Source organism: Aliagarivorans marinus DSM 23064 (assembly GCF_000429485.1).
GTDB classification, from domain to species: Bacteria; Pseudomonadota; Gammaproteobacteria; order Enterobacterales; family Celerinatantimonadaceae; genus Aliagarivorans; species Aliagarivorans marinus.
The window spans coordinates 179,725-203,437 of the sequence record NZ_KE386908.1; the positions used below are offsets into that span (position 1 = coordinate 179,725).

At 55.2% G+C, this 23,713-nt stretch carries 22 protein-coding genes and 1 tRNA gene; 11 read left to right on the forward strand and 12 right to left on the reverse strand.

Annotated elements, in window-relative coordinates; genetic code table 11:
• The first annotated feature begins 6 nt into the window (after window positions 1-6).
• The 8 genes from G461_RS24790 to G461_RS0118445 all read left to right on the forward strand — a co-directional run bounded on the left by G461_RS24790 (window position 7) and on the right by G461_RS0118445 (window position 8,184).
• The gene (locus G461_RS24790; RefSeq protein WP_084429371.1) at window positions 7-819 is read left to right on the forward strand and encodes a UDP-2,3-diacylglucosamine diphosphatase; all 813 of its coding nucleotides are present in this window, start codon (window positions 7-9) and stop codon (window positions 817-819) included.
• A 54-nt stretch (window positions 820-873) separates the two neighbouring features.
• Window positions 874-1,314 carry a tellurite resistance TerB family protein gene (locus tag G461_RS24795; RefSeq protein WP_051333682.1) on the forward strand — a complete coding sequence of 147 codons (441 nt, stop codon included), beginning with the start codon at window positions 874-876 and terminating at the stop codon, window positions 1,312-1,314.
• Between the two features lie 146 nt (window positions 1,315-1,460).
• Window positions 1,461-1,536, forward strand: a tRNA-Trp gene (locus G461_RS0118415).
• Between the two features lie 60 nt (window positions 1,537-1,596).
• On the forward strand, window positions 1,597-3,024 hold the full coding sequence (locus G461_RS0118420) for an FAD-dependent oxidoreductase (protein ID WP_026972945.1): 1,428 nt from the start codon (window positions 1,597-1,599) through the stop codon (window positions 3,022-3,024).
• Window positions 3,025-3,384: 360 nt separating this feature from the next.
• Window positions 3,385-4,620, forward strand: a complete 1,236-nt coding sequence (locus tag G461_RS0118430; protein WP_026972946.1) for an imelysin family protein — start codon at window positions 3,385-3,387, stop codon at window positions 4,618-4,620.
• Between the two features lie 98 nt (window positions 4,621-4,718).
• A complete protein-coding gene (locus tag G461_RS0118435) occupies window positions 4,719-6,134 on the forward strand; it encodes a di-heme oxidoreductase family protein (RefSeq protein WP_051333684.1) in 1,416 nt (471 codons plus the stop codon).
• Window positions 6,135-6,143: 9 nt separating this feature from the next.
• Window positions 6,144-7,103 carry an imelysin family protein gene (locus G461_RS0118440; RefSeq protein WP_026972948.1) on the forward strand — a complete coding sequence of 320 codons (960 nt, stop codon included), beginning with the start codon at window positions 6,144-6,146 and terminating at the stop codon, window positions 7,101-7,103.
• Window positions 7,093-8,184: a DUF1513 domain-containing protein gene (locus tag G461_RS0118445; RefSeq protein WP_026972949.1), complete on the forward strand. Its 1,092-nt coding sequence runs from the start codon at window positions 7,093-7,095 to the stop codon at window positions 8,182-8,184. The genes G461_RS0118440 and G461_RS0118445 overlap by 11 nt, the downstream gene beginning before the upstream one ends.
• Before the next feature lie 6 nt (window positions 8,185-8,190).
• On the opposite strand, the gene G461_RS0118450 is transcribed toward G461_RS0118445, so the two are convergent.
• The 9 genes from G461_RS0118450 to rsmC all read right to left on the reverse strand — a co-directional run bounded on the left by G461_RS0118450 (window position 8,191) and on the right by rsmC (window position 17,721).
• Window positions 8,191-8,814 (reverse strand): GTP cyclohydrolase II, encoded by a 624-nt coding sequence (locus tag G461_RS0118450; protein WP_026972950.1) that lies wholly within the window; start codon window positions 8,812-8,814, stop codon window positions 8,191-8,193.
• A gap of 91 nt (window positions 8,815-8,905) precedes the next feature.
• Window positions 8,906-10,105: a BamA/TamA family outer membrane protein gene (locus tag G461_RS0118455; protein ID WP_026972951.1), complete on the reverse strand. Its 1,200-nt coding sequence runs from the start codon at window positions 10,103-10,105 to the stop codon at window positions 8,906-8,908.
• The gene (locus G461_RS0118460; RefSeq protein ID WP_035480687.1) at window positions 10,105-11,370 is read right to left on the reverse strand and encodes a DUF4056 domain-containing protein; all 1,266 of its coding nucleotides are present in this window, start codon (window positions 11,368-11,370) and stop codon (window positions 10,105-10,107) included. The genes G461_RS0118455 and G461_RS0118460 overlap by 1 nt, the downstream gene beginning before the upstream one ends.
• Before the next feature lie 3 nt (window positions 11,371-11,373).
• Window positions 11,374-12,282, reverse strand: a complete 909-nt coding sequence (locus G461_RS0118465; RefSeq protein WP_026972953.1) for an alpha/beta fold hydrolase — start codon at window positions 12,280-12,282, stop codon at window positions 11,374-11,376.
• 8 nt (window positions 12,283-12,290) lie between these two features.
• Entirely contained in the window at window positions 12,291-13,235 is a 945-nt protein-coding gene (locus tag G461_RS0118470) for a hypothetical protein (protein ID WP_026972954.1), read from the reverse strand.
• Between the two features lie 208 nt (window positions 13,236-13,443).
• Entirely contained in the window at window positions 13,444-13,725 is a 282-nt protein-coding gene (locus G461_RS24800; RefSeq protein ID WP_035480690.1) for a late competence development ComFB family protein, read from the reverse strand.
• A gap of 83 nt (window positions 13,726-13,808) precedes the next feature.
• Complete coding sequence (gene glgA / locus G461_RS0118480) at window positions 13,809-15,263, reverse strand: glycogen synthase GlgA (protein WP_245587195.1); 1,455 nt, start codon at window positions 15,261-15,263, stop codon at window positions 13,809-13,811.
• A gap of 94 nt (window positions 15,264-15,357) precedes the next feature.
• A complete protein-coding gene (glgC, locus tag G461_RS0118485; protein WP_026959166.1) occupies window positions 15,358-16,578 on the reverse strand; it encodes a glucose-1-phosphate adenylyltransferase in 1,221 nt (406 codons plus the stop codon).
• Window positions 16,579-16,689: 111 nt separating this feature from the next.
• Entirely contained in the window at window positions 16,690-17,721 is a 1,032-nt protein-coding gene (rsmC, locus tag G461_RS0118490; protein WP_026972956.1) for a 16S rRNA (guanine(1207)-N(2))-methyltransferase RsmC, read from the reverse strand.
• Window positions 17,722-18,029: 308 nt separating this feature from the next.
• Here rsmC and dapA point away from each other — a divergent pair, with 308 nt between their 5' ends.
• Together dapA and G461_RS0118500 are read left to right on the forward strand one after the other, a co-directional pair.
• Window positions 18,030-18,902, forward strand: a complete 873-nt coding sequence (gene dapA, locus G461_RS0118495; RefSeq protein ID WP_026972957.1) for a 4-hydroxy-tetrahydrodipicolinate synthase — start codon at window positions 18,030-18,032, stop codon at window positions 18,900-18,902.
• A 150-nt stretch (window positions 18,903-19,052) separates the two neighbouring features.
• Window positions 19,053-19,808 (forward strand): GGDEF domain-containing protein, encoded by a 756-nt coding sequence (locus tag G461_RS0118500; protein ID WP_026959163.1) that lies wholly within the window; start codon window positions 19,053-19,055, stop codon window positions 19,806-19,808.
• Between the two features lie 10 nt (window positions 19,809-19,818).
• On the opposite strand, the gene G461_RS0118505 is transcribed toward G461_RS0118500, so the two are convergent.
• Window positions 19,819-20,157, reverse strand: coding sequence for a hypothetical protein (locus tag G461_RS0118505; protein ID WP_026972958.1), 339 nt, complete (start codon window positions 20,155-20,157; stop codon window positions 19,819-19,821).
• Window positions 20,158-20,240: 83 nt separating this feature from the next.
• Window positions 20,241-21,602 carry an aminotransferase-like domain-containing protein gene (locus tag G461_RS0118510; RefSeq protein WP_026972959.1) on the reverse strand — a complete coding sequence of 454 codons (1,362 nt, stop codon included), beginning with the start codon at window positions 21,600-21,602 and terminating at the stop codon, window positions 20,241-20,243.
• A 113-nt stretch (window positions 21,603-21,715) separates the two neighbouring features.
• On the opposite strand from G461_RS0118510, the gene G461_RS0118515 reads away from it, so the two are divergent.
• A complete protein-coding gene (locus G461_RS0118515; RefSeq protein ID WP_026972960.1) occupies window positions 21,716-22,309 on the forward strand; it encodes a LysE family translocator in 594 nt (197 codons plus the stop codon).
• Window positions 22,310-22,368: 59 nt separating this feature from the next.
• Here the strand turns inward: G461_RS0118515 and G461_RS0118520 are convergent, their stop codons facing one another.
• Window positions 22,369-23,580 (reverse strand): uracil-xanthine permease family protein, encoded by a 1,212-nt coding sequence (locus tag G461_RS0118520; RefSeq protein ID WP_035480694.1) that lies wholly within the window; start codon window positions 23,578-23,580, stop codon window positions 22,369-22,371.
• Window positions 23,581-23,713 lie beyond the last annotated feature (133 nt).

A 23,713-nucleotide genomic window follows, 5' to 3' on the forward strand; every position in this document is an offset into this window, starting at 1 on the left:
AATGCAATGGCGAAAAAGCAGGTCTATCAAAGCCTCTGGCTTTCCGATATTCATCTGGGCTGCAGGGACTGCAAAGCGGAGTTTCTGTTACATCTTCTGAAGCAAACCCGCGCTAAGCGGATCTTTTTAGTCGGTGACATCATCGATGTGTGGGCGCTTAAGCGCCGGGTCCATTGGCCTGCCGCACATAACGACGTGCTCCAGTATTTAATGTACCTAGCGCGCAAAGGCACCGAAGTCATCTATATCCCGGGCAACCACGACCAGCTATTCAAGGCCTATAAAGGCTTGGAGCTGGGCGATATCCCGGTACATGAGCAATACACCTATACCAGCATTACCGGCAAGAAGATCCTGATGCTACACGGTGACCAGTTTGATGACGAAGTGTGCTTTGGCAAGCTCTACGCCAAGCTAGGGGATCACCTCTACGACCTGCTGATGTTCCTCAATCGCGTGGTCAGTGATTGGCGTCAGCGCCTGGGGTACTCCTATTGGTCACTGGCGGGCTACATCAAATCGCGCATCGGTAAGGCGCAAGAGGCAATCTTGCGTTACCAGAATGCCGCGATTAACGAGGCCAAGCGTCAGCAGGCGGATATGATCATCTGCGGTCACATCCATCACCCCTGCTTGCTGGAGAAAGATGGGGTGGTCTACGCCAACGATGGTGACTGGATAGAGAACTGCACCTACCTGTGTGAAACCATGGAAGGCGAGCTGCAACTGCGCCGCTGGGATGACAAAGCCGGCGAGTGTCAGTTGTTGGCCAGTCACGACACCCGCGAGCCTGCTGCGCCAGAATCTCAGGTGGCATAAGCGGCATTTCGCGCTATAGTCCCCGAAAGCACACACTTTTGGGGACCATCAAGCATGTTGCAAGCCTTAAAGCAGTTTATTCAGGCGGCGATTGAAACCGACCATGCGGTAGCGGGCGATGAAGTCGAGCTGGCCGTTGCCACCTTGTTTGTCCAGCTAAGCCGCGCCGACAATCAGCCCGATGAGGCTGAGCGCGCCAAGATGCTCAAACGCTTAGCGCATCTGTTTCAGCTAGAGACTGCAGAAGCAGAGCGCCTGTTAGCGCGGGCCGACGAGATGGCCGAGCAAGCGACCTCGCTGTACGACTTTACCCGCTTTGTGAAACAACTGGAGTATCAGCAGCGCTATCAGTTTACCGTGGCGCTGTGGGAAATAGCCTGGGCCGACGATGAGCTCGACCCGCACGAAGAGGCCTTGATCAGACAAATCGCCGAGCTGATTTATCTCAGCCACAGCGATTTTGTGAAGGCCAAACACCAAGCGCAGCCACAATAAGCATCACACCAAGCCGCTGCTTGCTAAAAATTGGTGAACTAATCAGCGATTTGCGGCGTTTTGTTTAAAGCTTGCGCAAACAGACTCAATGCGCGATTCTGGGTCTTTACCTTTAGTTGGGTTTAGGTATACTACGCAGCGTCTCTAGGGGCGTAGTTCCAATGGCAGAACGTCGGATTCCAAATCCGAATGTTGGGAGTTCGAATCTCTCCGCCCCTGCCACATTAAAAGGCCAGCTTTATGCTGGCCTTTTTCGTATCTGCATGCCGGAAGGAGTATCAGGTGTCGGCTGGTTCACACAAGTTAGCGGTTATTGGTGGCGGCATCGCCGGTTCTACCATTGCTTTGAATTTGGCAGAATTGGGCATTGAGGTGCACTTGTTAGAGGCTGGCCCCAGTTTGGTTAATGGCCCTCCAGCGTGTCATCTGCACGCAGGCGGTAACCTCTATCGCGAGCTCGACACCCAGCAGTGCATCGATCTGCTCGAGCAGTCGCTGGAGATGCTCAGCGCCTTCCCACATTGCGCGAACCCCCGTCCCACCGTATTGGCACTTCCGCTTGAAGACGCCAGCACGCCGCAAGCCTTGCTACCTCGGCTGGAACATCTACGCAGCCACTATCAGCAGCTTATCGAGCAGCGCCCGGAGCTTGAGCTCATCGGCAAGCCGGAGCACTACTTCAGCCTCTACTCACGCGAGCAGTTGCAAGCGCTAGCAGAGCGAACCCCGCCCGCGCAGCCGCGCTGTGATGATGACTGGATGATTCCGCTGGCGCGCCAGCTCGATCTGAATAAGCTGCAGTTCCCGCTGATCTTGGTGCAAGAGTATGGCCTGAGCATGCTACGCCTGGCGGCTAGCTGCGAACTGATGGCGGAACATTTGCCAAACTTAAATCTGTCGCTTAACAGCCGGGTTGATGCACTAAGCCGCCAAGGCGACAAATGGCAGCTAACGGTAAACCGCGGCGGAGAGCAACAGCATCTCGAGGTGGACTACTTGGTGAACGCCTGTGGTTTTCGCACCGGCAGCATCGACGATCAGGCAGGCCTGAGCCGCCAGCGTATGGTGGAGTTCAAGGCGGCATTTTTGAGCCACTGGCCGCGCCCTGAAGGTCATTGGCCCGAGGTGATCATCCATGGCGAGCGCGGTACCCCGCAGGGCATGGCCCAGCTCACTCCTTATGCCGACAGCTACTTCCAGCTACATGGCATGACCGAAGATATTACCCTGTTCAAAGATGGCTTGGTGGCCAGCGACCAGCAAAGCGCCCAGCCACGTTTGCCCAGCCCGCTGCTCAGTAAAATCGAGCAGGGCTGGCCCGAAGATGTACTCAACCAGCGCAGTGAGTTAGCGATTGCTCACTTCGCGCGCTTCCTGCCAGATTTCTCGCAGGCCGAACCGGCTAGTAAGGCGCTGTTCGGTGCTCAGCAGATCCCCGGTGGCGATCCAAGCCGCCGCGAGGCCACAGTTAGTTTTGCTGATAATCACTACGCCCGGGCCGAGATCGTCAAGTTCTCATCGGCGCCGAAAGCGGCTCGACTTATCGCTGGGGAACTGGCTGAACTGGGCTGGTCAGTGAAACCCTACCAACTGCTGCAAAGTGCTAAGCATCTCAACAAGCAGCAGATCCTTTCACAGGCTCGCGCCATTGCAACTGCGCGTCAGCTTCCACCTGCCTTGGCGGAGATCTATGGGGAATTTCAGGCTTAGGCTTGCTGAAGCAGCCGGCAGTAGTGGTCAGGCACCTGCTGGCTCTTAGCGAGGCGATAAACCACCTCCAGCTGGCACCCGGCACGCTGGGCAAACACCGAAGCTGGAATTCCTTTTCTGCGTAGTGTTTTTAGAAATTGTCGTCCGTTCACTGCTATCTCGACATGGTTTAAGTCTGTTGGCAGGCGCTATTTAACCCAAGCTGTATGACAGTGCGATGAAACATCGCTAACCCTTGATTAAATGATTATTTACCAACCAGTAAAGCTCCTATTTAACTTAATTCCATCAGGGTCTTTACAATAGCAATATAAATGCTAACAATAACGATTCTCATTAAAATGTAAAACAGGGATGTTTATGCGTTCGTTAGTATTTCTCTCAGGCGTGTTGTTTAGCGCTACTACCATTGCCGCTCCAAGCGTTGAGCAAGTCACTGAGCACTATGCCGATTTGGCCCATGCGGTTTACACCGATGCCTACACCTCCTCCATTCAATTGCGTGAAGCTAACAAGGCGTTATTGGCCTCACCCAGTGAAGCAAGCCTGCAAGCTGCGAAGCAAGCATGGCTGAATGCCCGGGTGTTCTACCAGCAAAGTGAGGTGTTCCGCTTTGGTAATCCAGTTGTTGATGATTGGGAAGGTCAGCTGAATGCCTGGCCGCTGGATGAGGGCCTTATCGATTATGTGGCGACTGACTATCAGTTTGAATTGGGCAACCCCGGCGCTACCGCCAACATTATCGCCAGCCAAAGTCTGCTAGTGGGTGAAGATAACATCGATCTTAGCGAGATCACGCCAGATTTGCTGGCTTCACTCAATGAACTGGCAGGCTCTGAAGCGAATGTCGCCAGCGGCTACCACGCCATCGAGTTCTTGCTGTGGGGGCAGGATCTGAATGGCACCAACGCCGGCGCGGGTGAGCGCCCAGCGAGTGATTTTGCAAAGGGCTCGGCCTGTACCAATGGCAACTGTAAGCGTCGTGGCGAGTACCTGATGGCAGCCAGTGAATTGCTGGTGGATGATTTGGCATGGATGAGTGCGCAATGGTCGGAGCAAGGTGATTACCGCAGCGAGTTATTGGCGGAATCTTCAGAGCAGGTACTACGTCGTATGCTGTTTGGCATGGGCAGCTTGTCACTGGGTGAGCTAGCCGGTGAGCGTATGAAGGTAGCACTGGAAGCAGCATCCACCGAAGATGAGCACGACTGCTTTAGCGACAACACCCACAACTCGCATTACTACAACGCCAAGGGTGTTGCCAATGTGTATTTTGGGCAGTTCCAGCGCGCCTCTGGCGAGTCTTTTAGCGGGCCAAGCCTACATCAGTTGGTTGAAGGTCTAGACGCCGAACTGGCGGCCTCAAACCTTGCTGCTTTTTCCGCGACCGAGCAACAGCTCACGGCAATGGTGACCAGTGCAGAGCAAGACGGCGTGTACTTCGATATGTTAATTGCGCCTGACAACCAGCAAGGCCATGAACTGGTCAATGGCGCGATTAGCGCGTTGGTTGAGAGCACTAAGGCGATTGAGCAAACCGCTAATGTGCTGGGTGTTCAAGGCCTCAATCCTGACACTGCTGACCACGAGTTCTAATCAACCCTACCTTGAGTAAGCAACTGGGAGCTTCGGCTCCCCTTTGTCGTTCCCTTTGTCGTAGTTTTGCCGCTAAAAAAAGATAATAAGGAGAGAGTATGTCAGCGCGCTTATCAACAGATGGTTTAAATGGGTGGGCTTGGCTGGGGGCCGTCTCTGCTGCGTTAGTTTCCGGCTCTTTGCTGGCTAATCCTGCCTTACCGGGAGGGGGAACCTCCACCTCCAAACAAGACCAAAACGCCTTTTCTATGCCTGCTAGTAACCTCGGCTTTGAAGGGCGTTTGGAGTTTAGCTCCGGTAATAGCTTTTTTCGTAACCCTTGGGTGGTTGCTCCGGCCACCACCATCGCCCGTGACGGCCTGGGCCCGCTGTTTAACACCAATGGCTGTCAGAACTGCCATGTCAAGGATGGCCGCGGTCATGTCGCCGAAGTGGGCGATGACAATGCGGTGTCGATGTTGGTGCGGATCAGCATCCCCGCATCGAGCGATGCGCAGCGTGAGCTTGAGCGCCTACATGGCACGGTTCCCGAACCCAATTACGGCGGGCAGATCCAAGACCAAGCGATTCCCGACGTGGCACCAGAGGCGAGGGTGCGGGTGAGCTACAGCTATCAGCAAGTCAGCTTGGCTGATGGTTCGCAGCGTGAGCTGCGCCGCCCAGAATTAGTTGTCGACCAGCTCGGCTATGGGCCGATGCACCCCGATACTCTGTTTTCGTTGCGTGTCGCCCCGGCGATGATTGGCCTCGGGCTGCTGGAGAGCATTAGCGAGACGGATATTCTGGCCTTGGCCGATCCGCAAGATAGCAACAACGACGGTATCCGCGGTATCGCCAACTTGGTGTGGGATATCCAAAGCCAGAACTTCCAGTTGGGCCGCTTTGGCTGGAAGAGTGGCCAGCCAAGCCTGCGCCAGCAAAACGCGGCTGCTTTTAACGGTGATATTGGTATCACCAGCGCGTGGTTCGCCAGCGATGACTGCACCGCCGCCCAAGCAGATTGCTTGAATGCCCCCTCCGGCGGTGCGGCGGAGGTCAGTGAAAACATCCTCGATTTAGTGGAGTTTTATACCCAGCATCTGGCTGTACCGAAACGGCGTAATCTCGATGAGCCGCAGGTTAGTGAGGGCGATGTGCTGTTTAGCCAGCTCAGTTGCGATAGCTGCCATGTGCGCAAGTTTGTCACTGCCAAGCGTGAAGACCGCCCTGCCTTGAGCGAGCAAACCATCTACCCCTACACCGATTTGCTACTGCATGACATGGGGGAAGGGCTAAGCGATGGCCGGCCGGAATATCTGGCCAGCGGCCAGCACTGGCGTACTCCGCCGTTGTGGGGCATTGGCTTGCAGCCGGTGGTCAACGGCCACTCTGAGCTGTTGCACGATGGGCGGGCCCGCAATGTGGAAGAAGCGATCCTCTGGCATGGCGGCGAAGCGCAAGCCTCGCGCGACAGCTACATGGCGCTCAGCCAAGCCCAGCGCGAAGCGCTGCTGGCCTTTGTTCACTCACTCTAGGAGGTCGCGATGAAGCAGCTAATCTGTGCATCGGTGCTAATGCTATGCAGCGTGGTATCGTTTGCTGATAACGCTGGACAGAGCCAATGGCTAGAACAAGAGCAAGCGCTATTTGCCGGCTATTTGCAGGAATTCGATAGCAGTGCCAAGCATCTCGCCGAGAGTCAGCAAGGCTATTGCGCCAATCCGCAAACGCAGCCGGATGCGCTAAAACAAGCCTGGCTTGAGCACTATCAGAGCTGGCTAGCGCTGCAGGCCAGTGGTCTGGGGCCCTTGGAGGATCTGCGAACACTTTGGGCGATCAGCTACTGGCCGGATAAAAAAGACAGCGTGGGCCGGGCGGTGACCAAGCTAAGCGCGGCGATAAGCCTACCCAAGCCTGCGTCTATGGCGGTGACCCAGCGCAACCTGCGCTCGCTGGCCGTACTGCTATATGCTGAGTCTGAGCGAGATTGTGCCTTGCTGGGACTGGTGACCGAGGCCTACCTGCAGCAGCAGGGCTATCTGTCAGCTGCGCTAGCCGAGTATTTGGACAAGGCCGAGCCCGAGCTACTGGTGCTGGCCATGGTCGATAGCTATCACCTGCAGGCGACCTTGATGCAGAAAAAACTGGGGGCCATGTTTAGCGCTGAACACCAGCGCCTGCGTCCGTACCAAGGTGAGGCTTGGAGGAGCGACCAGTCGATGTGGTTGCTCCGCGCGCAGGCTAAGCAATTAGCCACGCGTTATCAGGCAGGGTTAAAGCCCCATCTGGCGCAGCGCGACCCGCAATTGGCAGAGAAGGTCGAGCAAGCCTTAGCGAGCCTGCTGGCAGGCCTGCCGCAGCGAGAGCCTAGCGTTGCCGATCAGGCGCTGCAGCCCTGGCAAAGCAGCCAGCAGCAGCTGACTGAACTGGCGGGGTTACTGTCGAGCGCAGTGCCTAAGGCCTTGAGCTTGAACCTAGGGTTTAACAATCACGATGGCGACTGATCGCGCTCGGCGCAGCAGCCTCAAACTGTTAATGGCGCTGGGAGCAAGCCTTCCCAGCCCATGGATTGCAGCGCATGCCCTGGCATCAGCTGAGGCGGGCTCGGCCAAGGAGAATTGGCGCGGCGTTATCGGCTGCGCCAAACAAGCTGGGCAGTACTATGTGGTCGCCGCCAGCAGTGATGGGGAGCTGCGCTATCAGCTGCCTCTGCCCGCTCGGGGCCATCAAGTAGCCCTATCGAATGATGGCGCGCTGGCGGCCTGCATGGCCCGGCGCCCCGGCGACTATTTGTTGCTGTTTGACCCGCTAAGTGGGCAAGTACATGACCCGCTTAGCCCGCCGAACGGGCTGTGCTTCAGTGGCCACGCGGTATTTGTGGGGGCAGAGCGGCTAGTAGTGACAGCAGCGGATCGCCAGAGCAGCCAGGGTTGGGTTCTTCACTATCAGCGCTCTAGGCAAGGCTGGGGTCTAAGCGAGCGTTGGGTACTGCCGGGCTTAGGGCCGCACCAGCTGTTGGTGGATGGCGAGCAACTGGTGGTCGCCTTGGGCGGTATTCACACCCAAGAGCGCACTAAGCTCAACCTCGACAGCCTGCAACCGGCCCTACTGCGCTTTTCGCTGGGAACCGGCGAGTTGCTGGATACTCGGGTGCTGGCGGACAAATCCTTAAGCATCCGCCATATCAGTCGCGCCGACGACGGTCGCCTTTGGCTCGCCTGTCAGGCCCAGCGTGAATCGAGTTGGTCCCAGAGCCTGATTTTCTCTCAACTGCCCGGGCAGCCTTTGCAAGCTCTGGACGCTGGGGGCGACTACTGGGAGTTATTCAATGGTTATGTCGGCAGTATTGAATGTTTTGCCGGTAGCGTGTTTGCCAGCTCGCCTCGGGGGCATTTACTTGGCCAGTGGTCGCAGCAAAACGGTGAACTGCTGAGCCTAAAGCGTTTTGAAGATGTCTGTGGGATTGCTGCGACCAGCGAAAAGCTGGCTGTTAGCAGCGGTCGGGGCTGGCTAGCCAGTGGTGAGGGGCGGGTGCGTTTGCCCCTGCAATGGGATAACCACTTGAGCTACTACAGCCCAAGCTAGCAAAACTTAAGCTGGCTGAATATTCTTGGCTATCTTCAGGCGGTGTTTGCCTTTGTTAGCCTTGGTTTCCAGGTAGTAGTGGTTGTCTTGCTTGCGGTATACACCGGTGCTCTCCATCTCTTTGACGTCGAGACCTGCTTCATTGAGGGCTTGTTGCTTGCGCGGGTTGTTGCTGAGCAGGCGTAGCTGCTTGATACCCAGAGCTGTGAGCATGTCCACCGCTTCACCAAAGTCGCGCAAGTCGTCGTCGAAGCCGAGTTGGTTGTTGGCCGAGTAGGTGTCGACGCCTTGGATCTGCAGTTTATAGGCATCGAGCTTGTTATACAGGCCAATGCCACGGCCTTCTTGGCGTAGATAAAGGAGTACGCCGCCTTGTTCAGCCATCTTCTCGATGGCCTCATTGAGCTGTTCGCCACAGTCACAGCGTGAAGAGCCAAACACATCGCCGGTTAGACACTCGGAATGTAGGCGCACCAAGGGGCAATCTTGCTGCTGATCAGCTTGCTTAAACACCAGCGCCACATGTTCTTTGTCGCTAGACAGCCCCGAGAACGACAGCATCTCGGCGGGGATGTCACTGCGAGGTCCCACATGAAAGGGAACTCGGGCTCTGATCTCTACTTGGCTCATTAAAACACTCCAAGGTTAGTACGGTGTGGCGATGGCGCAGTTTAGCAATTCAGTATAGGAAAAGCGAAGATTAGCGTTGTTCGGGTATAGACTAAAACGCTTCGTTAACATTGAAATAGAAGCCATTTTCTCCGCGGCCGAAGCCCATATCCAGGCGCAGGTTCATCCGTGGTTTCACTTCAAAGCGGTAGCCAAAACCGGCGGTGGGTAGCAGCTCATCGCTACTCAGTTCATTCAAGGTCGGTGCTACCGCACCAGCGCCCAGCCAGGCGACCGCGCCGTGACGACCGATGAGGTGCTTGCGGTATTCCACTTGCCCCATCAATAGCTGCTTGTCGCGATAGCGCGACTCGGTGTAGGCGCGTAAGCGCCCACCGCCACCGGCTTGGGCAAGCTGATCCCAGGGCACGTCTCCGCTGTTAAAATCGCCTTGCAGCTGCAGCGCTAAGATGTCGCGGCTGCCGCCTAAGCGGCGGTAATAGCTGTACTCGAGGCTGAGGTTTTGGAAGTTGTTATCGCCGCCCAGCTCTTCGCGGTAGACCGACAGTTGCAGCTCCAGCAGCTTGCCCTGATAGGCATTGGCAATCACATCGCGGCTATCGTGGATAAAGCTGAGGTGCACACCCACGTTGGTGGAGTTGTCTTCCAGCACCGAGGTGTCGACGTCGGAATCCAGCACATCGAACTCATCCACCAACACCCAGCTGGCAACAAAGCCACCGCCGAGGTAGGTGTTGGGGGCAACCCGGGTCAGCATGGTGGGACGCAGGTTAAAGATGCGGCTGTCGTAGCTGACGCGGTTGTTGTTATCGGCGTTTTGCTGATAGCCCACGCCGTAGTAGTCGCCGGGGGCATTGGCGATCTCGGCATCCAGATAGAAGCGCTGGCGGTCGCCTTTTAGAAAGCTCTTGTTGCGGATGGCCATACCCAGCGAGCCATTGGTGGAGATAAAGCCGCTTAGGGTCAGGGTTGATAGCTGGGTGTCGGGGTTATCGCGGTCGACATCGTAGAGACCAATCGCCGCCACACCGAGGCCCAGCTCTAGATCCGGGTTATAGAACGGGCCCGGTAGAATGCTGAAGTCGATGGGCTTACTCGGGTCGTACTCGCCATCGGCGCCAAGCTTCTCCAGCAGGCGGTCCATGGCGCTAAGTGGTGCTTGTTCACTTGAGTCGGCAGTGGCGGCAGGCGCGTCTTGCTCGGCGATGACCACACTATTGGCAGGCTCTGCGCTAGCGCTAAAACTGAGCGCAGCCATCAGGCATAAGCTGTTGAACCAAACTGCTTTCATTAACGCGTCTCCTGCCAAGCTTTGAGCTCTCGCTCATCTTGCTGGCGGTTATAACCGGCGATGGTGCCAAAGCTCTCTTGGTTAAAGCCATCGATCCATAGCTCGCTTGGGATATGGGCAAAGCTTGCGGCAAATTTGCTGTCCACCACCAACCACTGCTCGGCGAGTTGCTTGAGCTCAAAGCCATGCACCGTTTGCGGCAAGGCCAAAGTCAGCGCAGGTGGTGCGCTTGCATAGCGATCTTCAACCATCACCCAGGCCGGGTGGGCACGGGCGATCTCTTCTGGCACCAGATGAGGCGACTGTTGGTTACCCATCGCATAGTGGCGTTTGAGCAGCATAAACTTGCTGGGCATGGCAACCGAAGAGTCCCACCATAGGCCATCGACCGCATCGAACAGCATGTTGCTTTGTTTCACCGAAACTGGCTCGAGGCTCTGCAATGTGGCCTTGAGCCACTGGGTCATATGGGTGTTGTAGATGTCGCGGTTACTCGCCAGCTCGTTGATCAGCAGGGCATAGGCAATCTTGGCACCCAGCATGTTGGAGTAGATATCTTCTGGGGAGTAGGCCGAGACCGACTCCGACCACGGACGCCAGCTTCGATAGCCATGCCACTGGGCTAGCTCATGGGCCTCGGCCATGGAGTAGGCCAGCCAAGTAGCCAGGTGAGCAGCCAGCTCGCGGCGTTGCTGCGGGTTAAGCATGGAGCTGTCGAAGGCCTTTAAGCGGATCTCCCGCGGGCCAATCTCATAGGGCAGCTCAATGACCTGTGCTTGCCCAAGTTGCGGATAGATCCGTTGGTACAGGGCGATGGCGTTGTCGGCAGTATCACGCACGTGGGCGATATCGATAAAGCCACCGCGCAGGGTGTACATCTGGCCATTGCCTTCGCTGCTACGGCGTGAGGTGGGTTTGGGGCGCTGCAGGCTAAGGGTGCCGGCTTCGTAGCCATGGGCACCCAAGTCGTTGATGCCAACGGTGTTGGCATAACGGAAATACGGGATGATCACCGAACCAATACGCACCCGTTGTGCGTTACCAAAGGCACAGCAAGGGCGGATCGCCTCTGGCATGCGCGCCAAGGTAAAGGTCTGCGATTCGGTTTGCAGGATCTGCTCTGACACCGGCGAGGCTTCAAGGCTCGCCTCCACCGCCTTGTCGCTAGGCAGAGTCATGCTGTGCCAGTTACTGCTGCTGCATCCTACAAGGGTCATCCAGGCGCTCAGCCACAGGCCGCGCTTAAGGGTTTTAATCAGTCGCATTGCTTAGTCCAGAAACAGTTTGCTGGCCTGAATGATCAGGTCCGGGTAGTCGTTGCTGATATTGTGATTGGCACCGGGGATAACCATCAGTGGGGCGCTGTAGTCCTCGGATAGCTGCTTGGCGATAGTCAGCGGAAACACTTGGTCCTGCTCGCCCCAAATAAGCAGGGTGCGAGGCAGCGAGTGTGGCTCAAAGTCTTGAGCGAACTCATCGCGATATGCAGGCAGGGTGTCAATCATGGCGCGTTTCTCATCTCGCCAAGGCTCGAAATAGCGCTGGTAGAGCTGCTCATCGACAAAGCCGGGCAGTTTGGGGGCGCGCTCAAAGGTGCCATCAAGTAGCTGGCGCATCTGCTGGCGGTCATTAGGCACAAAGATTGCGGTGGCATCGGCTTTGTCAAAGCGGGTCGCCATCAATTCCAGCTGCTGGTCATCGAGACGAACGCCCGGGCTGGCTAGAATAATCAGCTGCTCGGCCTCAAAGCCGTGGTGGATCATATCTAAGGCGACGAAGCCACCGTAGGAGATGGCCATAATCGGGGCGCTTGGCAAACGCAGCTGAGTAAGCAGCTGCGCAATCGCGTCGCGGTGCACCGCCAGTTCGGCGGGCTGATGGCTGTAGGAGTCGCCAAACCAAGGCAGGTCGGGCGCAATAATGCGGTACTCGTCGGCCAAGCCTTGCATCACTGGTAGCCAGGTGGTGGTGGCCGTGCCACCAAAGCCGTGCAGCAGCAATAGCGGCTGGCCTTGCCCGCCTATCCAGTAACGCAGCTCGCCACCGTCATCAAGCTGTAATACTGATTCGGTAAAACCTTGCCCCTGCAACGCGCGCTGTTGACCTTGCTCCACCCAGTGCAGGGCAGAACAGGCTTGTAGAGTGAGCGCGGCAAGCAGACAGAGTAACAGGCGCATGGCAGATGTTAGAAGCGGTAACCCAGACCCAGCATCATGCTTTTACGCTGGCCAAAGCCCATTTCAAACAGTAGATCGATGCCATCGGTAAGGGCAACTTGGCTACCGATTACGGTGTTCCATTTGCTGACTAAACGTTGGCTAACGGTAAATTTACCTTCTTCAACGCAAACTTCCGTCCAAGAACCATCACAAAGCGTACTCAGGACATCCCCAATACCATCTAGATCATGAATGTTGCCGCTGAAGGTTTGCTGCACGTCTTGATACATGCCCCCAACCCATAACTGGACATCATGTCCCTTGTAGTTGTAGCGATAGCCTACCCGAGGAGCGGCAACTAGCGTGGTAATTTCACCATCAAGAATATCCAGGTCGGTGTAGGTGTAGTTTACGTCGACCAAAGCAAACCAGTTACCCACTCCACCAACAATGGTGGTTCCGCCACCATAAGTGGTGCCCTTAAAAGTAAGGTCGAAATCGGCTAGGTGGTTTCCTGCCAGTTCGATCGGAGCTTTGCTGCTGCCGCTAGTAACTCCAACTACGCCATAGAAGTTCCAGAAAGGGAGAAACCACATGTCGCCACGGAGGGTAAAAGTTTCTGACTCTTGGTGAGCGCTATTGATCAGATCACTCAGGTTGATTTCGTCGCCGACTTGATTACAAAGGAGTTGGCTAATAGGACCGCAATTTAAACGCAAGCCATGAATATCCACACCAGTCACATGCAGCGGCTGATCCATCTTCATATAGTTGAAGGTAAAGCCGTAAGGCTTAGGCAGCTCGTAGCCACGGTCATAGGCTTCTTGGGCCAGTAGCGGGAAGGTGCGGTCGTAGATAAAACGCTCTTCTTCTTGCTCTTCAACCTCGGCAAAAACCACAGACTCAACATCGCTGGCGGCGCTTACGGAGGCGGCAAGCAGCGCCAGACACAGGGTGAATAACTTCTTCATTCGGACTCTCTATTTATATGTTGCGGCGACTGGAATAGTCGAATGTCGTTGTTCCCTGACAGCGTTCTAGCGAACTAACGGAAGAGTCCTTTCGTGACCGGAGCCAAACAGCAGATTGTTCTGCTGCTTGGCTATAAAATAGGCGGGGATTGTAGAACGTTTGATGACGTCTAACAAGTAAATTTGTGAGAAATGTCTCAAGTTTTCTTCAGCTATCTCTGGTCTCTTTGCGGCGGTCTTGCAGCAAGAAATCGAGGGCATCGTTGATCTCAATAGCGATGTTTTCTTGCAGGTGTTGGCGCTGCTCATCGCTGAGGCTGCTGAGTGCATCCACATCATGCCTAACATAACGGGCGGGTAGGCGATTCAGTACGATGCAGTAGAGGTCGAGCTTCTGCTCGTCGTTTAGCTCGTCTAGCTGTCTTAGATCGCGTAGCTGCTCTGCAACTAAAAACTCATTAAAGTTATGAATCTGTTCAGATATCCCCATAGTTCCTCCAGAATGGGACGGCCTTCATACAGGGTATAAGACAACCCGCCCAAATGCCAAAGCGGCAGTGGGGCGGGCAGGGTTTAACTTCGCGCTTGGTGATACAGCTCTAAGTATTGCTCCACCGAGTCTTCCCAGCCAAAGCGGGTTTGCATGGCGCGCTGGCGCATAGCACTAAATTCTTCCGGGTGTTCAAGGTAGAGCAGCAATGCGCGGCGCAGGGTATTGAGCAGATCGCTGGACTCTGGCTCGTAGAAGATATGGCCGGTGGCCTTCTCTGGGTCTTGGTCATAGTCCACCACGGTGTCGTTTAGACCACCCACCCCACGCACAATCGGCAAGGTGCCATAGGCCAGGCTGTACATCTGGTTTAGGCCGCAGGGCTCGAACAGCGACGGCATCAAGAAGAAGTCGGCACCGGCTTCGATAAGGTGGGCCAGCTCATTGGAGTAGGCGTTGATAAAGCGCAATTTCCGCGGGTAGCGCAGCTGCAGTTGCTCCAGCGCTGCTGCGATCTGGCTATCGCCAGTACCAACGATCACCACTTGCACGTTGTGGCGCAGGAAATGCTCTAGCGCAGGGAGCAGCAGATAGAAGCCCTTTTGCTCGGTCAGTCGGCATACCATGCCAAAGATCGGCACCGGCAGAGACTCCAGATCGGTTTTGCGCTGCAGCTCGTCGCGGCACTTCTGTTTGCCGCTGATATCGTCCAGCGAGTAGTTAAACGGCAGTAGCTTATCGCTGGCCGGATCCCAATCGGAATAGTCGCAGCCATTGAGGATGCCCACCAAGTCAGCTTGACGCTCCATAAAGACATCGCCCAAGCCATGGGAGCCGAGTCGGGTCAGTAGCTCTTGCGCGTAGTTGGGACTGACCGCATTGATCTTGTCGGCGAAGCGAATGCCGGCTTTGAGCAGATTGACGCAATGGAAGTTGTCCAGCAACTGATCCACCAAGCCTTCGCTGGCACCTTCCAAGCGATCAAACTGGCGACGCTCGAAGATCCCCTGAAACGCAGCATTGTGGATGGTCAGGATGCTCTTGGTGTTACAGAAGAACGGGTGCTGGGCGAAGCGGACCTTTAGCAGGAAGGGGATAAGCCCGGTGTGCCAGTCGTTACAGTGCAGGATATCCGGTTTGAACTGCAGCGCTTCACATACCTGAAAGACCGCGCGGCTGAAGAAGGCGAAGCGCTCGCCGTTGTCGTCGTAGCCGAATTCGCCTTCGCCATAGAGGCCGTCGCGCTCAAAGTACTCTTGGTGCTCCAGCAGGTAGACAGGCACATCGCCTAACTTGAGCTGGTAGACGCTGTAGTGGAAGGGTTGGTCCGGCTGGTCGCTGGGCAGTTGCAGGTCAAGTAGCTTGGTTGCCTCTTCGCGGCGCTTAAGCGTCTTGTAGAAGGGCATGATCAAGCGGACGTCCTGTCCATGTCGTTGAAGAGCCAAGGGAAGGGCTTTGGCCACGTCGGCCAGACCGCCGGTCTTAGCCAAACTCTCTACCTCGGAAGCCACAAATAAAATGTTGGCTGAACTCGACACAATATTCTCCTTAAACATCAGAGGCACCTAAGGGTGCCTCTGTGATGGTACTAACGGAAGCAAATACTTCTGTTATATCAGTTCAGTTGCTCGCTTAGAAGCCAACCCGTGCATTTTTCGGGATCACAACGATGCCGTTCGGTGACACGGTAAAGCGTTTGCGGTCTTCCTCAAGGTTCTCGCCGATCACCGTGCCGGGGGCGATTTCGGCGTTTTTATCGATGATGGTGCGACGAATCGAGCAGCCCTCACCAATCTTACAGTTGGCGATCAGCACCGATTCGCTGACGATGGAGCCCGGGCGCACGTGGCTGCGGAAGCCCAGCACCGAACGGTTCACTTCTGAGCCCAGCACAAAGCTACCAGCGGAGATGAGTGACTCACTGACACTGACTTTCTTGCCGTCCATATCCTTAAAGGTTGCCGGTGGCAGCGGTGGATAGTGGGTGTGTAGCGGGAATTTCGGGTTGTATAGCGAGAATGGAGGGTTCTCGTCTAGCAGATCCATATGGGCTGCCCAGTAGGCATCGAGGGTACCCACATCACGCCAGTAACCGCTGGCCGCCTCGCCGGCGATCTGGTTGGTGGTGAAGTCGTAGGCGTAGACATTACCCTTCGGATAAAGCTTGGGAATGATGTCGTTGCCAAAGTCGTGGCTCGATTCAGGGTTTTCGCCATCTTCGACCAATGATTTGAGCAGGGTGTTGGTTTCAAATACATAGTTGCCCATCGACGCCAGCACGTGGTCGGGATCGCCGGGGATGGTCTTAGGATTTACTTTGGGTTTTTCTTCAAAGCCAATCATACGACCCTGCTCGTCGACCTCGATAATACCGAATTGATCGGCCTGATCCACCGGCACCTTAATCGCGGCTACAGTGAGGTCGGCCTTGAGCTGGCGGTGGTAGTCGACCATCTGGCGCACATCCATCTTATAGATGTGGTCACTGCCGAAGATACAGACATGCTCTGGCTCGTTGATCTCAATAAAGCGGATGTTCTGATAGATGGCATCGGCGGTGCCGTCGTACCAACGTTTGCCCATGCGCATCTGTGCAGGCACGGCATCAATAAAGCGGTCGGTAATACCAGACAGGTGCCAAGCCTGGCGAAGGTGGGTATTGAGCGACTGCGACTTGAACTGGGTTAGCACGTAGATCTTCAGGAAATCCGAGTTAACAAAATTATTCAGCGCGAAGTCGATGAGTCGATAGCTACCACCGAACGGAACTGCGGGTTTGGTGCGGCTTTCGGTGAGAGGGTAGAGACGCGTTCCTTCTCCCCCTGCCAAAATCATAGAAAGGATGCCTGCCATAGTGACCTACCTTGGTTAAGTTGAAATCGTTTTCAAAATTGCTGACAACAGTTTCTCAAAAAATCCCCTAATGTAAACAGGGGATTTAACAAAATGTTAAAGCTAACCAGCTTAATTGTTGATAGCGCGCAATACCTTGAACTTGCGGTTATCTACCCGCTGTTCCCAGGATGAGAAATTGCTGTTCAACAAGCTTTCATACTGCAGGTGACTGTTGGCGACCAACCATAATTCGCCTTGGGGCTTAAGGTGTTTTTTTACACCATGAATAAAATTCTCTACTACCTGATAATCGGTATGCACACCCGTATGGAAGGGAGGGTTACTCACAATAACGTCGTACCGCCCGGTCACTTCACTTAAACCATCTGAAGCAAACACCGTTCCAGTTAGTCCATTCAGCGTTAGGCTCTGGCAGGCGCTCTCTACGGCGTAAGCACTAACATCGAGCATGCTAATGGTGCTGCCCTTATTTAGGGCAAGGGCTGCACCAATCACTCCCACGCCACAGCCAAAATCGAGGATCTCCCCCTGCAGTTTGGGAAGCTGCTGGAGAAGTAGTTCGGTGCCTGCATCCAGTTTGCCGTGATTAAACACCCCCGGCATCGAGCTAAGCACAACTTCGCCTTGAGGAAGCTGCAGGCTAAACTGCTGTTGCCATTGCTGCAGCTCAAAGTCGGGGATCGGCTGGTCTATCTCGCAGTAGTAGAGCGAGCAGCGGCGCGCGCTATCGAGCTTACGTGGCGTTAAGCCGTAGTGTTTGAGTAGCTTATCGGTGGCGTTAATGCCGCCCCGGTTCTCGCCCACCACATACAGCTCGGCGCCCTTGGGCAGTTGCGGTAACACCGCAGCCAGCAGCATTGCCGCTTCTTGCTTGGCCTTGGGCATATACATCAGGGCGGCATCGCAACCCGCGGCTGCGGTGGGCAGCGCTCCGAAGCTTAGCTGGGCGCCTGAGGCCTTCGCCTGCATGCTCTGATGGTTGGCAAAGTTGCTGTTATGAACCTGCAGATGCTTGCTCGCCTTAGTTAAGCTCAGCGGGTAGTGATCGAGCACTTGGCCAAATACCAGCAAGCTGCGATCGTCAAAGAGTTCTGGGTGGCGTTCGAGCAATTGGCTGCTGGGCTGGATGGTGCTGTTCATGGGACTGCCGGGTCGGAAAAAGAGCCGCAATAATAGTGAAGTTTTTAGCAAAACACCATGAGTGCCGCCATGCTTTGCAGCCTCAAGCCTTGACATTTGGGGCCAGCTTGGGAAACTAGGGGCAGTTTTATTACAGAGATTAATTCGTGACGAACCTCGTTTCTTTCAAGCTCAAACGCAAGCTTCCTAAATGCAGGGAGCGGGATCTGGCTGGGCAGCACTAAACGACGACAAACGAATCTGAACCCGGCCATGTGACCGGGTTTTTTATTTTACGCCGATTTATATTTACGCAGGATGGAGCAGGCATGTTTAAAGGGTCAATAGTTGCGCTAGTCACGCCATTTCGTGATGGTGAAGTGGATTATGAGGCGATCAAAGCCTTAGTAGAGTGGCATGTCGAGCAAGGTACACACGCGATTGTACCCGTTGGTACCACTGGCGAAAGCCCAACCTTAACGCACGACGAGCACGTGCAAGTGGTCAAGACGGTGGTCGAGCAAGCGGCAGGCCGTGTACCGGTTATCGCCGGTGCGGGCTCTAACAACCCCGTCGAAGCAATTGAATATACTCGTCAGGCGCAACAGGCTGGCGCAGATGCTACCTTGCATGTGGCAGGCTACTACAACCGTCCTAAGCAACCCGGCTTGTATCAACACTTCAAGATGGTGCATGACGCCACCGATATTCCTATCGTGGTCTATAACATTCCTCCGCGTGCTGTGGTGGATGTTGAGCCGGAAACCATGGCTGAGCTGGCGAAGCTGCCGCGTATCGTTGGGGTGAAGGATGCCACCGGCGATCTGAGTCGCCCACTGTTCGAGCGCCAACTGATTGATGGTGAGTTCTGCTGGTTGAGCGGTGAAGATGCAACTGCTGTGGCTTACAACCTAAGCGGCGGTCAAGGCTGTATCTCGGTAACTGCCAACGTTGCGCCAAAGCTGTGTGCTCAGATGCAGCAAGCCACGCTGGATGGTGACTATGCACTGGCACAGTCCATTCAAGACAAGCTGATCCCACTGCATCAGGCGATGTTTGCTGAGCCAAGCCCGGCCGGTGCTAAGTATGCGGTATCGCTACTGGGTAAATGCCAGCCAGAGTGCCGCCTGCCGGTGATGGAACTGAGCGAGGCCACCAAGCAGCGTATTACTGATGTGATGCGTGAGTTGGAGCTGATCTAGCCGTGGCACTTGTCTGCGTTTAACTGAAAGCCACGCTGATGCGTGGCTTTTTTGTATGCTGTTGCTAAGTGTTTGTTTGCAGCCGATTTAGTCCATTCGCAATATCGGACTATGCTGTAGAGTATCAGCAGCTTACAACAGGCCAGCGCAGTGAGCTTAGAGGGTTACTTCGACACATTACTGGAAGCCGATAGCGGACTGTGGCTCTATCAGCAGCAGGACGATCAGCTGTGTGTCAGCTACCCGTGGATCCATACCGGCTATCAACGTTTTCAGTTGCAGCCTTGGTTGATGTCTTTAGACCCCTGTTGCCGCAGTGCCTTCGCCAGTGCCTTTGAGCGCTCAATGTCGCAGCAAAGCCCCTTGGTGATGCACTACTGCCATAGTGAGGATGAATGGCTCAGGTTAAACGCCATGCCGATCACCGTGGCAGGGCAGCAAGTAGTGTTTGGCAGCATCTTGCCACTCACCATGCCCGAGATCAGCGACCACGGCCACCTGCGTGACCCGCAAACCGGACTGCTGCGTGGGCAGATGTTTCGCGAGATGCTGATTCAGGCGCTGCGCCTTAGTCAGCGTAATCTCGAATCCTTTAGTTTACTTACCTTGCAGATCCCCGAATCCTACGATGAAGACCTGTTTATCCAGCTAGCTGCCACCTTACGCACCCAGTTGCGCCGCTCCGACAGCATCGCCAAGTTTGGTCAACGGGAGTTGGTGGCCTTGTTGTATGGAGCTAATCGACATAGCTGTGAGTTGATGATCCCGAAACTGCAACAGGCACTGATCGGCCAACTTAATGGCCAGCGCGCGCGGATGGCGTGGGTGCATTATCCCGAGGTGGGTGAGAGTGCGGATACTATCTTGGCGCATCGTATGGATGATGCTATCTGGTTAGGCGCTTAGTCGCCCGCAATTAGGCTCTGGCCAACATCTGCGGCCCACGTTGTCCACGTGAATCCGCATACTCCCGATACAAACGAATATGAGGCCCAGAGTCCTGGACGCTGCGATTCATCGCCTCGCGAATCGACTTTCGGTTGGAGACTTTCGCATCATGAGAGTTACGCAGTTGCTCTGGGCTTAGCCCCGGCTGAACATCAGCATTACCAAACACCGGAGTACCCGGTCGGCCCTTTTGACGAGCGGTGCTGTACTCAGTGATCGTTTGCCGTGGCGCTGCCCGCTCAATACGCTGACGCGCAGCGTAGGGCGATTCAAAGGATGCGGCACCTAAGTTGTAGTTAACAAACATATCCTGATCTGTTTACCCAGCGATGCCTTGTTATCGGCGAAGCCTTGCCAAGCTTTAACCTAATCTGAGATGAACAAGGGCGTTTAGCAAAGATCGCTACTGTTCGGTACGCCCTCATTTAGCAACTGCCGAAGTAGCGCTAACGCTTGATCTAAGGCGAGATTGTCACTGAGTTGGCCCAGCGACAGGCGGATTGCATTCGGCACTTGGCCGCTAACGCTAAAGTGCTCGGCCGAGGCAAGCTCCAGCCCTTGCTGTTTGGCCGCCTCGGCAAAGCTATTACTGCTCCAGCCACTGGGCAGCTGTAGCCAGCAATGTAGTCCGCCTTCTTGGTAGCGATAGTCGAAGCCTTTTAGGTAGTGATGCAGCAGGGCAGCGCGCTGCTTGAGCTGGTTTGCCTGCTGGGCCAATGCGTGCTCGGCGTGGCCTTGCTTAATCCACTGGCAGGCTAAATCAATCAACAGCGGGCTTACCAGCCAAGCATTGGCACGAATACTCCGGGTGAATTCCTGAATCATTGCCTGTGGCACATGCAGGTAGCCAAAACGTAGCCCGCGAAACACCCCTTTTGAGAAGCTGTTTAGATAGATGACTTGCTCGGGTAACAGGTTCTGCAGGGTGGCAGGCGACTGCGCCAGTGGGCTACTCACGTCGTCCTCAATCACCGTGAGTTGGTAGCGTTGAGCGAGTTCGACAATCTGCTCTCGCCGCTCCAGCGACATGGTGCTGGCGGTCGGATTTTGCTGGTTTGGGGTGAGGTAGAGGTGGCGGCAGCTGTTGTGTTGCAACACCGCTTCTAGCGAATCGGGGCAGAGCCCTTGCTCATCCAGCTTCACTGGCTTGAGTTTGATATTGAGCTGGCGCGCCAAGTTGCTAAGGCCCGGATAACACAGCTCTTCACACATCAGCGATTGCCCAGCCAATCCCGAGGCCAATAGTGCGGTTTGCAGACCATGTTGGCCGCCATAGCAAAAGAACAGCTGCTCGGCACGCATGCTTGGTTGATCGAGCCACTCAGCCAAGATCTGCCGTTGGAACAGCGCCCCTTGAGCGGTTTCGTCGTTGAGCAGTTGATTAAGTTGAGCGGGATTGTGCTGATAGAGCTGAAATAGCTCCAGCAGTGGCGAGGCGCGGTCTTGGTCCACCGCCAGGTTCTGCCACATGCCGAGGCTGTCGGGCTGTTCATCCTCACCCCATTGTCGCTGGTTCTGTGCTTTGACATAGCAGCCACTGCCCACTTTGCACTGGATATGTCCTTGCTGCTCAGCCAGCGCAAGTGCGCGGGTGATGGTGCCGATCCCCAACTGTAGCTGTTCGGCCAGTGCGCGTTGGGTGGGGAGCTTTTCGCCCGCTTGTAGCTCGCCATTGGCGATGGCGTCGGCGATGAGACTCGCCAGTGCTTGGGCTTTGTTGCCCGTATTGAGTTCAGTGTTCCAAATTGTCATGGTGACAATATTCTCATTGCATCCGGTTAACGCCCATTATACGGTGAATTTATGACTTGTTTAGCGACAAAAGTCGTTATTTGACTTAATTGTATCGATACAAAGGAGGGGCGATGGAGAGTTTATTAGCGTTAATTGTGTTTGCCATTGTGATGACAGGGACACCGGGGCCGAACAATGTGATGTTGACCTACTCTGGGGTTAACTTTGGCTACTGGCGCAGCCTACCACATATGGCGGGGATCCCTGCTGGTATCTGCTCGATGCTACTACTGATGGGCTGTGGCTTGGGGTGGGTGCTGCAAACCTATCCGCAGCTGCATTGGGGGCTAAAAGTACTCGGCTCTGCCTACCTACTGTTTCTGGCGTGGAAGATGCTGGCTGGTGCAGGGGCGAAAGCGGCGGGTGAACAGCGAGCCAAGCCGCTGCGCTTCTCGCAAAGTTTTGCCTTTCAATACCTCAACCCAAAGGCCTGGATGATGGCTTCATCGGCGGTGGTCACCTTTACCCAAAACGGTGATGGCTATTGGTTGTCGCTGATGTGGGTGGTACTGGCGTTTTTGATGGTGAACCCGTTTACCAACTCGTGCTGGGTGATCTTTGGCAAGTTGATTGCGCTGAGCCTGAAGGATGCGCGCAGTAAGCGGCTGTTTAATGGCGCCATGAGTGGCCTTACCGCCGCCTGTGTGATCATGCTTTGGATGTAGCTCGATCTGTAAACAACAACGGCCGCATTGAGCGGCCGTTGTTTAGCTAGCGGATCCGCTTAATCGTGTTTTGCCTGAGGTAACACCTGATTCAGTAAGATGGCTACGATACCGCATAGACCAACACCTTGCAGGCTAAAGTCGCCCCACTGCAGTACCATACCGCCGATACCGAATACCAAGGTCACCGATACAATCACCAAGTTACGTGGCTCGTTGATATCTACCTGTTTGTCGATCAGGGTTTTCAGACCCACAGAGGCAATGGCACCAAACAACAGGCACATGATCCCGCCCATTACTGGAACTGGAATCGACAACAACAATGCGCCAGTTTTGCCGATAAAGGCCAGAGCAATCGCGAAACACGCGGTCCAGGTCATGATCACAGGGTTGTAGGTTTTCAGTAGGCTGACTGCACCGGTTACCTCACCGTAGCTCACTACCGGTGGACCACCGAAGCTGGCTGCCGCCATGGTAGCCAGGCCGTCACCCATCAGCGAGCGGTGGATACCCGGCTTTTCAACGAAGTTCTTGCCGGTCACATTCGAGATGGCCAGGATGTCACCGAAGTGCTCGATGGTGACAATCAGGCCGATTGGCGCAATAAACAGAATGGCTTGCCAGTTAAACTCGGGGTGAACAAACTCGGGCATTGCCAACCAAGCGGCCGCTTCAACCCCAGAGAAATCCACCACGCCGTAGAACAGCGCCAGGGCATAACCCACCAACACACCACACATAATTGGCATCAGCTTGAGCATGCCTTTGGCGAAGATGGAGATGGCGATAGTGGTCACCAGTGAGGCCAGCGATAGCACTAGCGCTACGTTTTGTGGCACTAGTTGCGCCGCACCATCACCGGTTTTACCCAGCGCCATATTCACCGCGACCGGGGCCAGGCCAAGACCAATCACCATAATCACCGGGCCAACCACCACAGGTGGCAAGAAGCGCTCGATCACCTGCACGCCGCGCAGGCGCACAATGGCACTGACAATCAAAAAGACCACACCGGCCGCCATCAATCCGCTGAGTGTGGCGGGCATGCCAAACTGCTGGGCACCGAGGATGATTGGGCCGATAAAGGCAAATGAACTACCTAGGTAGATAGGGATCTGTCGCTTGGTACAGAGTTGAAAGATCAGGGTACCCACACCTGCGCCAAGTAGCGCCAGGTTGGGACTGATCCCGGTAAGTAGGGGTACCAGGGTGGTTGCACCAAAGGCAACCAGCAGCATCTGAGCACCCAAGAGGGGAGTTCTAAACATGTACACGTTCCTTATGAAAAACTTCGCCAAGTGTATGAGTTTTATCAGCAAACTTCAGTGATCTGCGCCTGTTTGGCGGTGACTTATGCGACTTTATTTAACTGTTTAAAAAACTTTAACTCAGTGGGTGATT